This is a genomic window from Anaerosacchariphilus polymeriproducens, from assembly GCF_003363435.1.
Lineage (GTDB): Bacteria > Bacillota > Clostridia > Lachnospirales > Lachnospiraceae > Anaerosacchariphilus > Anaerosacchariphilus polymeriproducens.
Genome location: NZ_QRCT01000009.1, coordinates 24,592 through 38,926 on the forward strand (window position 1 = coordinate 24,592; position 14,335 = coordinate 38,926).

Below are 14,335 nucleotides of genomic sequence, written 5' to 3' on the forward strand. Positions count from 1 at the left end.
TATACTAATGATAGGGGTGAAAAACGATGACAATTATGGAATTATTAAAAGAAAAAGGCCTGTCACGATATAGTTTATCCAAAATAAGCGGTATCCCTTGGGCAACGCTTGCAGATATCTGCTCGGGCAAAACAAGCCTTAACCGATGCAATGTGCAGACGCTTTCAAAGCTGTCCAGAGCACTGAATATATCCATGGAAGAAATCTTTGAATTGGAAACAAAGCCACAAAAAGTTGAAAAATCAGGGAAACCTGCAGATAAAACTTATTTGGAAACTAACTTGTCCTTGCAATTAACAAAGGCGATAAAAGATTATGAGCAGGGAGATAAAGACAAGGTATCTTATATGGATTGTTTGTGGGGAGAGCTTTATGGATCTATCAATGCAGACTTTTGGGCAGGTTGTATTTCAGAAGAACAGGCAAACTATTTAAGAAAAAAATATCTTTACAGTGAAGAACAGGAGGGATCGGATGATTGATTTTACATCATGTGCTGTTAATAAGTTTAAAGCATATGGCGGTGCCAACGGGAACAAAATCAATATTTTATATAAAGGAACAAGCTATATGCTTAAATTTCCGCCGGTTCCAAGCAAAAGTAAGGCTATGAGTTATACAAACAGCTGCATCAGTGAATATCTTGCCTGTCATATCTTCAAGTCAATTGGTATACCGGCACAGGAAACATTGCTCGGTACCTATACCGATAAACGAGGAAAGGAAAAAATTGTGGTGGCCTGCAGGGATTTTACCGAGAATGGAAAAAGGCTTATGGAATTTGCCCACCTAAAAAACACCTGTGTAGATAGTGAGCAAAGTGGCTATGGAACCGAGCTGTCTTCCATTTTGAAAGCCATTGATGAACAAGCACTGATATCATCGGTTGAACTACGAGCATTCTTTTGGGAAATGTTTGTTGCAGATGCCTTGCTTGGAAATTTTGACCGTCATAATGGCAACTGGGGAATTTTAATAGATGAACAGAAACAAACAGCAGAAATCGCACCGGTTTATGATTGCGGCTCCTGTTTGTTTCCACAACTAGATGGAGAGCATATGGAGAAGGTTCTAAATAGCGAGGATGAAATAAACCAACGAATCTATGTTTTTCCTACCTCAGCTATTATGGAAAACGGAAAAAAAATTTCCTATTTTGAATTCATATCTTCCCTACAAAATGAAGAATGTAATGCAGCATTGCAAAAAATATTCGAGCGAATTGATATCGATAAAATTGAAAGACTGATTGAAGCAACCCCAGTTATTTCTAGGATGCAAAAGGATTTTTACAAGACGATGATTTTAGAGCGAAAAGAAAAAATTTTTGATTATAGCATGAACCTTCTGATGAAATAGAGATGCAACAGCTGAGTAAAGTCTTTTAATTATACTACTTATGAATAAATTTTAAATAATGTAGAAATACTTCCAATAATACATTATCATAAATTTGATATTAATGGAGGTAAAATGAAGACTGAAAGACGATTGAATAATACTTATAAAAATGCAGAAAAGATATATTTTGATAATAATTCAAAATATATCTTTTTTAGTGATATGCATAGGGGTGACGATAGCGTTTCTGATGAATTCACAAGAAATCAGAATGTCTTTTTACATGCATTAAATTATTATTATAAAGAAGGATATGAATATATTGAAGTTGGGGATGGTGATGAGCTTTGGGAATACAAGAACTTTAGTGTTATTCGTTTAGCACATAGCGATGTATTTACGGTTATAAAAAAGTTTTATGATGAAGGCCGCTTTATCATGCTATATGGTAATCATAATATTTATTTAAAGTCAAAACGATTCATCAAAAATAATTATTATCAGTATTACGATGAATACAATCAAAAACGAGTGGACTTATTTAGGGGATTGGAACCGAAGGAGGCGATCATTCTAAAACATAAGAAAACGAAACAGAAAATTTTTGTGCTGCATGGTCATCAGGGTGACTTTATGAATGACCAATTTTGGGTTTTTTCCATGTTATTACTTCGATACTTTTGGAGATATTTGCATATTGTTGGTTTTGACAATCCGACCAGTCCGGCTCGTAATTTGTATAAAAGACATAAAGTAGAGAAGGTCTATAGTAAATGGATAGAAAAACACAAAATAATGATAATCTGCGGGCATACCCACAGACCCAAATTTCCAAAAGTGAATGAACTTCCATATTTTAATTTAGGTTGTTGTACACGAACTCGTGGTATTGCAGGGATTGAAATTGTTAATGGTAAAATATTAATGGTTGATTGGAGAATTGCTGCAGCCGAAAATGGGGAATTGAAAATTCATAGGACAGTAGTAAGAGGACCGGAACCTATTGAAAAATTTAATTCTAAGAATAATCAATATCCTATTCATTGTAAGAGGAATTAATATATCATTTATTATAGTTAAGGTAAATAAGTTATTGCTCTATATTCTTGAAGTTTACGAGAATATAGAGCTTTTTAATGGCTTTTTAGACAAAGGTATAGTATAATTATTCAGATAAAAAAAGGCTTTTGAATTTGATTTTTAAGGAGTAAAATTTTATGTATAGTATAGTAGAATTGGAAATGAAGTTGGAAAATGAGCAGGCAAAGTACGAATTAATAAAGCAAAATGAAGCTATATATTCAATAGAAGATGCAAAAAAATATTACAAAGTTGAAAAAGCTGCACCAACATTTATCCTACAATGCGAAGATGGACTTATAGCTTGTATAGTATCTGCTTGCAGAGGAAAATTAGATTTTGATGCTATGAAGAAACAATTCGGATACTCTAAGCTTAAAATGGCTAATAGAGAAAAGGTTGAAAAACAAACAGGTTATAAGATTGGTTCTGTTCCCTTAATAGGGCTTAATTTACCATGCATTTTTGACAATACGCTTTTGCAGTTTGATTATATTTATGGTGGTACTGGAAATGAATTGATTACACTTAAAATTGATCCTCATGATGTTATACGACTGAATAATGTAATTAATTTTATAGATTAGTACATTAAAAAGTTAGTAATTAATAAACGATGTAGACAAAAAGTTCGAAATACGAAAGAAGGTATTAAGTAAATTGAAAGAGAAAATATTAATAGTAGACGATGAGTCAGAAATTGCTGATTTGGTAGAAGTCTATTTGAAAAACGATGGTTATGAAGTATTCAAATATTATAATGCGACAGATGCTTTAGAATGTGTCGGCAGGGAAACTCTTAGTATTGCAATTTTAGATGTTATGCTACCGGACATGGATGGTTTTACACTTTGTCAGCGAATTCGCGAGAATCATCTGTTTCCAATCATTATGCTTACTGCTAAAGTTGAAGATATGGATAAAATTACAGGGCTTACACTTGGAGCTGATGATTACATTACAAAGCCATTTAATCCATTGGAGCTGATTGCTCGCGTAAAAACGCAGCTACGCAGATATACCCGTTACAATACTGCAGATGTATCTTTGCAAGAACCGGAGATAGAAGAGATTGATATTCGTGGCTTACATATAGCAAAAAAAAGTCATAAATGTTTCTTGAATGGTGAGGAATTGACACTAACTCCGATGGAATTTAATATTCTCTGGTATTTGTGTGAGCGAAGGGGGAATGTGGTATCTTCGGAGGAGCTATTTGAAGCAGTCTGGGGAGAAAAATATCTGGATAATAATAATACAGTAATGGCACACATTGCAAGATTAAGAGAGAAGCTGCATGAGCCGGCTCGAAAACCAAAATTCGTAAAAACAGTTTGGGGGTGTGGATATACCATTGAATAAGAAAAATTCAGGAAGGCAATATGTTCAGATTTCCCGTATTATTATACAATATACTTTATCAATACTTGGTCTTGTTGGTGTGATGATTGGAGGTTATTTACTCGTCTGGTATATATGCTCTCGTTACATTTGGTATGAGACGAATCGATTATATAATATTTTAAAGGCGATTCAAACATTATTTCCGCTGATATTTTTTATAATCATTATTATCGGTAGCATACTATTGACACGACGAATGCTATTAAAGTCACTCAGACATATGGACGAGGTGATTGAGGCTGCTAAAAAGTTATCCCACCCTGATGAAAGACCTATAAAACTTTCTCAGGACATGATTGATGTACAAAATGAATTGAACCTGGCTCGGGAACAGGGATTACGGAATATCTTAGCTGCTAAAGAGGCTGAGCAGAGAAAAAATGATTTGATTGTCTATCTGGCACATGATTTGAAAACACCACTTACAAGTGTCATAGGATATCTGACGTTGCTTAGAGACGAACCACAGATTTCTTCTGACCTTCGTACAAAATATACAGGCATAGCGCTAGATAAGGCAGAGCGATTAGAGGATTTGCTCAATGAGTTCTTCGATATTACCCGCTTTAATCTTACGACGCTTACTCTTGAACCAGAAAGAACGAACTTAAGCCGGATGCTTGAGCAGATAACATACGAATTTAATCCAATACTTGCTGAGAAGGAGTTAAAGTGGAATATGGAAATAACTTCTGATGTTGAAGTTCTATGTGATAGTGATAAGCTGGAACGAGTATTTGATAACCTGATACGTAACGCGGTAAACTATAGTTATGCAGGTACTGAAATTACACTTTCGATGAAACCGGTAGATGATGGAGTAAGAATAGTTGTTGGAAATAATGGAAAAACCATACCACCTGACAAACTGAATCGGATTTTTGAACAGTTTTTCCGTTTGGATTCTGCACGTTCGACATCTACGGGTGGTTCAGGTTTGGGACTTGCTATTTCAAAGGAATTAGTTGAACTACATGGTGGACAGATTCAGGCAGTAAGTGAAGATGAAAGTATTATTTTTACGGTATGGATTCCTATGGATTGTCATAAAATCGTATGATTTTGTAAATAAATTTACATGATTTTAGAAAGGAATATCGAAAACCTAAAACAACTGGTTTTGATACAATTCAAGTATCAAGACCAGGTGTTTTTTTGTTGACAAAAGCCAACAGTGATACACCTGAAGAAAGGACTAAAGATATGAATAAATTAAATATTGCTATTATTTTTGGAGGATGTTCCTCAGAGTACGGTGTATCACTTGAATCCGCGTCCGCAGTCATCCGCAATTTAGACGAGAGTAAATATAAACCGGTCTTAATTGGAATCTCCAATGAGGGAGATTGGTTTTATTACACCGGTCCTGTAGATAAAATTCAGAATGATACATGGAAAAATTCTAAAGATTGTGTTTCCGCAGTTATTTCACCAAATCGTAGAACGCATGAATTGCTGCTACTTGGCAAAGAAGTACCAGCCTCCATCAAATTTGATGCTGTTCTTCCAATTCTGCATGGTAAGAATGGTGAAGATGGAACGGTTCAAGGGCTTATTTCTCTTTCGGGAATCCCTCTGGTTGGTTGTAATGTTCTTGCCTCATCTCTTTGCATGGATAAAGATCGTGCACACAAATTGGCCGGTCTTGCAGGTGTCCGTGTTCCAAAAGCTATGGTAATCTTATCAGCTGCTGAAATAGAAGAAGCAAAATTGTTTGCAAGAAAAGTTGGATTTCCACTGTTCGTTAAGCCGGTTAAAGCAGGCTCTTCCTATGGAGTCAGTAAGGTACAGTCAAAGGACAGCCTACAGAAAGCTATTGAAGCAGCGTTTCATTATGATACAGAGGTTATTATTGAAGAAAATATTGATGGCTTTGAAGTTGGCTGCGCAGTACTTGGGACTAATGAGCTGATTACTGGAGAAGTAGATGAGATTGAGCTTTCAGGAGGATTTTTTAATTTTACGGAAAAGTACACATTAAAAACATCTGCAATCCATGTACCAGCCAGAATCAGCAAGGAGAAGTCATCGGAAGTCAAAGAAACTGCAAAACGCATTTACAAGGCATTAGGTTGTTCAGGCTTTGCAAGAGTTGATATGTTCCTGACTACTTCCGGTGAAATTGTTTTTAACGAGGTCAATACTATTCCAGGCTTTACTGAGCACAGCAGATATCCCGGCATGATGAAGGCAGCAGGTTATTCTTTTCAGATCCTTCTCGACAAAATAATTGAACAGGCGGTGAAGAAATGAATAAAATTTCTTTGACGAAAGAACAAATTTATTTTGGCAGTTTAATTCTCGTGAACCATGAATATCCGTTAGTAGAGATGGGATTAGACCCTTTAGTGACAAATTTAGAGAAATCAGATATCAAACTGCAAAGACAAGCATCCGTTCTTCTGTCAAATTTGATGCGAGAGATAAACGGATGGAAAGAAATTGTTCCTGTTAGTGGATGGCGTTCCTTAGGGGAACAACAGAAAATATGGAATGATACTGTAAAAGAAAGAGGCTGGGAATATGCAAGAAAATATGTGGCAGTTCCTGGTCACAGTGAACATCAGACCGGATTGGCAATTGACCTTGGATTAAATCAAAATAATATTGATTTCATTTGCCCGGAGTTCCCGTATTTTGGAATTTGCCAACAGTTTCGAGAGAGAGCAGCCAGCTATGGCTTTATCGAGCGATACCCTGCTGGTAAGGAATCTATTACCGGAATTGGTCATGAGCCTTGGCATTTTAGGTATGTTGGAGTTCCACATGCACAGATTATAATAAATGAAGGATTAACTCTTGAAGAATACATTTCCTTTATAAAGCAGTTTTACTATGGAAACAAAACGTATTCCATTCATGGAGGTGGACAAAATATTTCTATTTCTTACATTTCAGCCATCCAGGCAGCTGATACGGAAATCAAAGTGGGTCATAACAAGCCTTACAGTATCTCTGGCAATAATACAGATGGATTTATTTTGACAGAATGGAGGTGATCACTTGCGTACGAAACAAAATTACGGTGGGCTTGATGTTTTCCGTCTTTTGGCTGCAATTTTGGTCATTGCGATCCATACGTCTCCTCTGATTTCTATCAGTATGGACGGAGACTTCTTCTTTACTAGGATTCTTGCAAGAGTTGCTGTACCATTCTTCTTTATGGTAACAGGTCAATTTGTAATTACAAAATTCTTTCTATCTAAAGAGAGTGCAAAAGATGAATTACTTTCCTACCTGAAAAAAGTATGTATACTATATGGTATTGCAATTTTGATTTACATACCAATTGGAATCTATGCCGGACATTATCAGAAGTTGTCGTTATATGATATTGTTCGAATTTTTCTGTTCGACGGTACATTCTATCATTTATGGTATTTTCCTGCTTCTCTAATAGGAACAACTCTGATTTATGTACTCAGTCGTTTTATGAGCTTGCAGAAAATAACTATAATAGCAGGTTTATTATATTGTATTGGGTTATTAGGGGACAGTTATTTTGGATTTATTCAAAATGCACCTGTTATTGGATCTATATACAATTGGGCTTTTCAAATATTTTCGTATACTCGTAATGGATTGTTTATGGCACCTATATTTTTACTTCTTGGTACGTGGATGAGCAAAATTAAATGGAGATTTAAGAAAAATACTTTGGTTATTGGAGTGACGATCACCTTTTTGGGAATGACAGCAGAAGGCTTTCTGCTCCACAGTATGAATGTTCAGAGGCATGACAGTATGTATTTGATGCTGATTCCTACTATGGTTTTTCTTTATCAGTTATTAATGCGGTGCAATCCTATTAAGCTGCCGGGAGCAAGGCTGCTTTCAACATGGGTATATGTTCTTCATCCTGCAATGATTGTCGTGACAAGAATAATGAGCAAGTCATTAAATTTGTCAAAGCTGTTGGTTGAAAATAGCATGATTCATTTTCTAGTTGTTGTTGTTCTTTCGTTATTATCTTCATTCATATTGGTTATGGTTATCGGATATTCAAATAAAAAGCAATTTCTAAGAGGAAGGGCATGGATAGAACTGAACAGAAATGCTTTGGTAAAAAACGTGAAATTTCTTCAGTCACAATTACCAAAAGACTGTATTTTGATGCCAGCAGTAAAGGCAAATGCTTATGGTCATGGGGCTGTTATTATTTCTAAAGAATTGAATGCAATAGGCGTACGGGCATTTTGTGTTGCCAGCGTGACGGAAGGAGTTGCTCTTAGGAAAAGCGGAGTAAAAGGTGCAATACTAATTCTTGGATATACACATCCTAAGCAGTTTTATCTGCTTTGGCGTTATCATTTACTGCAAACGGTTGTGGATTATGAATATGCTGTGATTTTGAATCAATATGGAAAGAAGCTGCATGTACATCTTGGTGTTGATACCGGGATGCATCGCCTTGGTGAACGAAGTGAGAATATAGATCGTTTGTGTATGATTTTCGAAATGCCCAATTTAGTGATTGATGGTATGTTTACACATTTATCTGCCGCAGACTGCATGGAACCCAAAGATCAAATATTCACAAAACGACAGGTGGATAATTTTTACCAATTGGTGGAATCATTAAGAGATATAGGATATACAATCCCAAAATTGCATTTGCAGTCTAGCTATGGAGTTTTGAATTATCCTCAAATTGGAAATGATTATGCCAGAGTCGGAATCGCATTATATGGAATGCTCAGTACGAAAGAGGATACAGAGTCCTGGGCAGATTCTCTTTCACCAGTATTATCGTTGAAAGCTAGAGTTGCGTCTGTCCGCAAATTATATCCAAATGAATCGGCTGGCTATGGAATGGCATTTATTGCAGAGCGTGAAATGATAATTGCAACAATTACAATTGGTTATGCAGATGGTCTACCTCGTTCTCTATCAAATGGAGCAGGTGAGGTTTTGATAAATGGAAAGAGAGCTCCAATTATTGGAAGAATCTGTATGGATCTAGCAATGATTGATGTTAGTAGAATTAGTCATGTCAAGGAAGGAGATACTGTTGTGATTATTGGAAAATGCGAAAATGAAGTGATATCAGCAGCACAATTAGCAGAACAAACAGGCACGATTACAAATGAAATATTAAGTCGTCTTGGAGATAGATTGGATAGGGTAATGCAGTAGAAATTATCTTACTTACATAGTAGAGATAAATGAAGAGGAAAGATGGAGTCAAAATGAAAAGTATAAATGATAAAAATGCACTGAGACAAAGAAGAAAGAAACATCCGATAAGATATACATTTAAAACAGTAAAAATATTGATATGTCTCTTGCTCTCGATATATTTAATTTTTAGAATAATCAATAAAGATAATAATTTTTCAGTGCCTGAAACAAATCGAATAGTAAAAAACGTATCAAAAGATAATTTAAACAAGCCCAAAACTCATTCAAATGTTAACATAAGGAATGAATTAGAAAAGTTAGCTGAGACATCGAGTGAATATCGTGAAATTTATAGTAATTTAGACTGCTATCCTGAGGAATTGCTTGCAGCACTTTGCAGTAATTCAGAAATGCTTGAGTTTGCATTGGGTTACAATAATAAGGATAGTAGTGTACCCTGTGAATTTACAAAGGAAGAATTAAAAGAAAAATACCCACTTTTTATGCAGTGGGACAAACGGTGGGGGTATGTTTCTTATGGAGATAGTTGTATAGGACTTGCAGGTTGTGCACCAACATGTTTATCAATGGCTATTTTGGCATTAACAGATAATAAAGATGCTACACCGGATAGAGTGGCAATTTATGCACAAGATGCAGGATTTTATATGAAAGGATCAGGGACATCCTGGAGTTTTATGACCGAGGGAGCATCACATTTTGGCATAAATGGAAAAGAAATCTGTTTAAGTCAGGGTACTGTATTTTCGGAAATACAATCAGGACATCCAATTATCTGCAGTATGGGCCCTGGAGATTTCACAACGCAAGGACATTTTATTGTATTAGTAGGAGAACAGGATGGAAAGATTATTGTCAATGATCCAAATAGCAGAGAACGCAGTAGTGTGCTGTGGGATTATGATGTGTTACAGGGACAAATAAAAAATTTATGGGCATATAGTAGGTGAATTTATCAAAATTCCGAAATTTATTTTCATTCGTATTTTAGTAATTCAATTTTTCTTTTAAGTTCATCTATTTCTTTACGCATTTCCATATTTATTTTATTTTCTTGAACTTGTTGTTGAGCTGCTTCAGTTAAAATTGCCTGACCTAAATTAACAATGAAATTACCTAAAGCATTTTTTTCATTAACACTCAGATCATCTGATATAATAACACCTAATATTCCACTAATCAGAGCAAATTGTTTTGGCTCTAGAGTAGAAAAACAATAATCCATACACTCACACTTATTATTCTTTATATTTTCTTGCATATCTCATTTATAATAGTCTCTATTTTGTTATATTATATTATTTATAACAGACTTTGTTACGATTAAAATTTATTAAGAAAAATTATCTTAAGATATTATAAGAATTGACACTTTTCATTTTTCATAGGATTTATGAAATAGAGTTAATGGAGAGTAACTATGAATTCTAATCAGGACAGAACCGGACAGATATTAGACCTCAAACTGGAGGATTATGGAAGAATCGATGTGAATGAAGCTGAAATGACTCCTTATGCTGAGTCTGGAGCCTTATGGAAAGTAACAAAAGATTTCGATTAGCAATTGACACGATAATCCAATTTAAACAGACAGAGTAGAATTTCCTAAAAAATATCATAAATATTCGTTATCCTGAATTGGAGAAGCGAATGAAACAAAGTCATTTAGCTTCGTATTTGGGAATTACTCCTGTATCTCTTAGTAGAATCAGAGCATTCTTAGTATAAGTTAGAATAATTTATGATCGTTCATTTTCAAATTATTTGAGAAAGAGCGGTCTTTTTTTATACGAATGAATCAAAATAGAATGTAGTTCTTATTGAGTGTATATTTTCAAATCCTTCTAACCATAATATTCTGTGTATTATCATCTATCATAAATCAAGGAGATAATTAAATGGATTATAATTGGGTTTGGGAAACAATAGCAATCTTTTTTATTGGTAAAGTAATTTTAAGAATTGGGGGAAGAAAATCCATTTCTCAAATGACAATTACGCAAACAATTGTAATGATAGGTATAGGTTCATTATTAATACAGCCAATTGCAGGAAAAAATGTTTGGAAAACATTGGCAATTGCTTTAATCTTTACTCTGCTCATGGTTTTTTCAGAATACTTAGAAATTAAATTTGATATTATGGAATCCTTGTTTTCCGGAAAGGCTGTTATTGTTATTGAAAATGGTGAAATCGATTATAAAAACTTAAAGAAACTTCGTCTTACAGTAGATCGATTGGAAACACGTCTCCGTCAAAATGGTGTATCGTCAATAAAAGATGTTAAAACTGCAACATTAGAAGTAAGTGGACAAATTGGATATGAATTAAAAGAAGATAAAAAACCTCTGACTAAGGAAGACTTTATCATTATAATGTCTGAAATAGAAAATAAGAGTCAAATAAACCAAGGCATTCAAAATACCAAGAAAGATAATACTGACAATATATTTCAAGAAGTTATCAATAAGAGTAAAGAGGGTAAAAATGAACCGTCAGTATAATTCGTTTGAATTGAGAAAGGTGGTATCATGTACGGAATTGAAATATTAAAAGAAGAGCATCAGAATATCTTGAAATTCAATGCTTATTTACGCAAGTTATGTTGTAAAATTATGGAAGGGGACGAAATAGACGTTCCCTTATTCCATGAATGCATTTACTTTGTAAGAAATTATGCAGACAAGCATCATCATGGAAAAGAAGAAGAGATACTTTTTAAGATCATGACAGAACAGATGGGAGAGGTCGCACAGAAATTGATCCGAAATGGTATGTATGTTGAACATGATATGGGGCGTATGCATATAACTTATCTGGAAAATAGTTTGGCAGAGTATGAGAAAAGTCCTACTACTGAAAACAGAATGAACATTATTGTTCATGCAGTAAGTTATGGGAATCTTCTAAAAAGACATATAGAGAAAGAAGATTCAGTCGTTTATAGTTTTGCAGAGCGCATGTTATCGGAGGAAGTTAAAAATCAGATTAACCTATTAAGCTTAGAGAAGGACAAGGATACAGAAAGTGCAGCGATTAGGGACAAGTGCTTGAATTGGCTGCAGGAAAGATTAAAGGAGAGATGAATGTAATTACATTGAAATAGTTAAATATTAACATGTCTTATGAATTAAAACTAGATAAGTGTTTGTTGAGTAATTGAAAGTTTTAGTATAGAATTAAATTAGCATTTTTAAATTAGTTTAATTCATAAGGAGTGATGATTATATTATGAGAATAGAAAATAAGATGATTGATAAAGAAATAAGAACCGCTGGTAGGATAATTAGAATTATCAATAGAACATATACAGAAAAAAAATTTCGGTTACTTGCAAAATTGAAAGTTAAAATTAGAAAAAGAGAGAAATCGTTTCAATTTATAGAACAATGGATTCCACGTGAAGACAGCACAAAGATGCGAATCTGTATATTTAAGCCACTAGAGCAAAAAAAAAATATTCCGGGTGTACTTTGGCTGCATGGTGGAGGTTATGCAATTGGAAGCCCGGAATTATCTAAAGTGATAATAAAAAGATTAATGGAAGCAAGCAATTGTGTAGTGATAGCTCCGGATTACCGATTATCAGTTGAAGCTGCATATCCAAAGGCACTAGAAGATTGCTATGCGACACTTTTATGGATGAAAAGGCATGCCAAAGAGTTGGGAATCAGAGATGACCAGCTTATGGTAGGAGGTGATAGTGCAGGAGGTGGATTAACTGCTGCCCTCACTCTTTATGCAAGGGACAAAGGAGAAGTAGCTATTGCATTCCAAATGCCATTGTATCCAATGCTGGATGATAGAATGAATAGCAAATCATCGAAGAATAATAATGCGCCTGTCTGGGACTCAAAATCTAATTATAATGCTTGGAAATTATATCTAGGCGACTTATTCAATCAAGACAATGTTCCTTATTACGCGGCACCTGCCAGAGCCCAGGATTATAGAAATTTACCTCCGACAGTTACTTTTGTAGGTGACTTAGAACCATTCAGGGATGAAACAATTCAATATGTTGAAAATTTAAAAAAGGCTGGAGTTCCAGTTAAATTTGAAATATTTAAGGGATGCTTTCATGCATTTGAACAAATATGCCCTAAAGCAGAAGTTAGTAAAAAGGCAATTTCTTTCTTCATAAATTCTTTTACATATGCAGTAAATCATTATTTTGCTGAACAGAAAAATAATCAAAAAAGGTAGCTTTAAGCTACCTAAAAACATAAGATTATGAATGATACAAATATTAAGTTGGAAAGAACTTTCGAAAATTTATGATTCAATACAATCTGTGTTTTATTAGTAAAATTATGCAAGTGTTACATTACTTGCCTTCATTTTCCTTTTGTCTTTTGGATCAGATTCGATATCGAATGTTACTTTCTGTCCTTCTTCAAGACTCTTAAAGCCGTTTGAAACGATAGCTGAGAAATGTACAAATACGTCTTCCCCGCCTTTGTCATTTGTTAAAAATCCAAATCCTTTTTGTGAATTAAACCACTTTACTGTACCAGTATTCATCTTAGTACCTCCAATTATATTTGTATCAAAATATAAAAAAAATAGCCTATTTATAAGTCATTCTGAAATAACTTACATACAAGCTAGCTCGAATTACAAATTGATTGTTTGAATATTATCATACTATACTAAAAAAGTCAATAGTTTAGTATGATATTTTTAAAAATCTATTGACAAACAGACTATAAAGTCGTAGAATGTGAATGAACAAAAAAATATTCATTCACACAAATCAGTAAAAGTGGGAGGTATATAATTGCTAGAAAAAAAGAACGAAATATTAAAAAGTGCAAGAGAGTTATTTTCAGAGAAGGGATTTAAGGATACCAATATCTCAGAAATTACAAAGAAGGCAGGTATGGCTACAGGCACATTTTACAATTATTATTCATCAAAGGATAAGATTTTTATGGATATCTTTTTAGAAGAAAATGTAAAGTTAAAGAAAGAGATAATGGAAAAAATTAATGTAAATGACAATCCGATGACTGTAGTTGGTACTATGATGAACCTCAATGAGGAAGGTATGCGATCTAATCCCATACTAAAAGAATGGTATAATAGGGATGTTTTCAACAGACTTGAAAAAATCTATAAGGAAGAAAAGGGAATTGATCATTTAGAATTTATGTATGACAGTTTTATTGAGGTAATACGTGTCTGGCAATCTCAAGGTATGCTCAGAAAAGATATTAATGCGGAGATGGTTATGGCAATATTCGGAGCACTAATCAATGTTGATACACACAAGGAAGAGGTTGGAATACAATATTTTCCTAAAGTAATGGAGTATTTAGCTGATTTTATTTTGAAAGGATTGATGGATTGTTCAAAAGATGTATAA

Annotated in this window: 17 protein-coding genes; 15 read left to right on the forward strand and 2 right to left on the reverse strand. The window is 34.2% G+C overall.

The features are described 5' to 3' along the window. Positions 1-26: 26 nt before the first annotated feature. The 10 genes from DWV06_RS01365 (at position 27) to DWV06_RS18765 (ending at position 9,917) form a co-directional block, all read left to right on the forward strand. Entirely contained in the window at positions 27-482 is a 456-nt protein-coding gene (locus DWV06_RS01365; protein ID WP_115480392.1) for a helix-turn-helix domain-containing protein, read from the forward strand. Next, entirely contained in the window at positions 475-1,359 is an 885-nt protein-coding gene (locus DWV06_RS01370; protein ID WP_115480393.1) for a HipA domain-containing protein, read from the forward strand. Before DWV06_RS01365 ends, DWV06_RS01370 begins: the two co-directional genes overlap by 8 nt. 114 nt (positions 1,360-1,473) lie before the next feature. Beyond that, positions 1,474-2,400 carry a metallophosphoesterase gene (locus tag DWV06_RS01375; RefSeq protein ID WP_115480394.1) on the forward strand — a complete coding sequence of 309 codons (927 nt, stop codon included), beginning with the start codon at positions 1,474-1,476 and terminating at the stop codon, positions 2,398-2,400. 158 nt (positions 2,401-2,558) lie between these two features. Next, a complete protein-coding gene (locus tag DWV06_RS01380; protein WP_115480395.1) occupies positions 2,559-3,008 on the forward strand; it encodes an aminoacyl-tRNA deacylase in 450 nt (149 codons plus the stop codon). A 73-nt stretch (positions 3,009-3,081) separates the two neighbouring features. Then, positions 3,082-3,783 carry a VanR-ABDEGLN family response regulator transcription factor gene (vanR, locus tag DWV06_RS01385; RefSeq protein ID WP_115480396.1) on the forward strand — a complete coding sequence of 234 codons (702 nt, stop codon included), beginning with the start codon at positions 3,082-3,084 and terminating at the stop codon, positions 3,781-3,783. Then, positions 3,776-4,885, forward strand: a complete 1,110-nt coding sequence (vanS, locus tag DWV06_RS19065; protein ID WP_408608117.1) for a vancomycin resistance histidine kinase VanS — start codon at positions 3,776-3,778, stop codon at positions 4,883-4,885. Before vanR ends, vanS begins: the two co-directional genes overlap by 8 nt. A gap of 143 nt (positions 4,886-5,028) precedes the next feature. Further along, positions 5,029-6,078: a D-alanine--D-serine ligase VanG gene (gene vanG / locus DWV06_RS01395; RefSeq protein WP_115480514.1), complete on the forward strand. Its 1,050-nt coding sequence runs from the start codon at positions 5,029-5,031 to the stop codon at positions 6,076-6,078. Then, entirely contained in the window at positions 6,075-6,824 is a 750-nt protein-coding gene (locus tag DWV06_RS01400) for a M15 family metallopeptidase (protein WP_115480397.1), read from the forward strand. Before vanG ends, DWV06_RS01400 begins: the two co-directional genes overlap by 4 nt. A 4-nt stretch (positions 6,825-6,828) precedes the next feature. After that, positions 6,829-8,961, forward strand: coding sequence for a serine racemase VanT catalytic subunit (vanT, locus tag DWV06_RS01405; protein ID WP_115480398.1), 2,133 nt, complete (start codon positions 6,829-6,831; stop codon positions 8,959-8,961). Between the two features lie 53 nt (positions 8,962-9,014). Then, entirely contained in the window at positions 9,015-9,917 is a 903-nt protein-coding gene (locus tag DWV06_RS18765; RefSeq protein ID WP_235828878.1) for a C39 family peptidase, read from the forward strand. Positions 9,918-9,943: 26 nt separating this feature from the next. Here DWV06_RS18765 and DWV06_RS01415 read toward each other — a convergent pair whose 3' ends face one another. After that, on the reverse strand, positions 9,944-10,228 hold the full coding sequence (locus tag DWV06_RS01415) for a hypothetical protein (RefSeq protein WP_115480399.1): 285 nt from the start codon (positions 10,226-10,228) through the stop codon (positions 9,944-9,946). A gap of 159 nt (positions 10,229-10,387) precedes the next feature. On the opposite strand from DWV06_RS01415, the gene DWV06_RS18305 reads away from it, so the two are divergent. From DWV06_RS18305 to DWV06_RS01435, 4 genes are all read left to right on the forward strand, one after another. After that, a complete protein-coding gene (locus DWV06_RS18305; protein ID WP_155522614.1) occupies positions 10,388-10,528 on the forward strand; it encodes a hypothetical protein in 141 nt (46 codons plus the stop codon). 337 nt (positions 10,529-10,865) lie between these two features. After that, a complete protein-coding gene (locus DWV06_RS01425) occupies positions 10,866-11,471 on the forward strand; it encodes a DUF421 domain-containing protein (RefSeq protein ID WP_115480400.1) in 606 nt (201 codons plus the stop codon). A 27-nt stretch (positions 11,472-11,498) separates the two neighbouring features. Next, positions 11,499-12,053, forward strand: a complete 555-nt coding sequence (locus DWV06_RS01430) for a hemerythrin domain-containing protein (protein ID WP_115480401.1) — start codon at positions 11,499-11,501, stop codon at positions 12,051-12,053. 145 nt (positions 12,054-12,198) lie between these two features. Beyond that, positions 12,199-13,173 carry an alpha/beta hydrolase gene (locus tag DWV06_RS01435; protein ID WP_115480402.1) on the forward strand — a complete coding sequence of 325 codons (975 nt, stop codon included), beginning with the start codon at positions 12,199-12,201 and terminating at the stop codon, positions 13,171-13,173. 105 nt (positions 13,174-13,278) lie between these two features. On the opposite strand, the gene DWV06_RS01440 is transcribed toward DWV06_RS01435, so the two are convergent. Next, positions 13,279-13,491 carry a cold-shock protein gene (locus DWV06_RS01440; RefSeq protein ID WP_115480403.1) on the reverse strand — a complete coding sequence of 71 codons (213 nt, stop codon included), beginning with the start codon at positions 13,489-13,491 and terminating at the stop codon, positions 13,279-13,281. A 256-nt stretch (positions 13,492-13,747) separates the two neighbouring features. Here DWV06_RS01440 and DWV06_RS01445 point away from each other — a divergent pair, with 256 nt between their 5' ends. Further along, on the forward strand, positions 13,748-14,335 hold the full coding sequence (locus DWV06_RS01445; protein ID WP_115480404.1) for a TetR/AcrR family transcriptional regulator: 588 nt from the start codon (positions 13,748-13,750) through the stop codon (positions 14,333-14,335).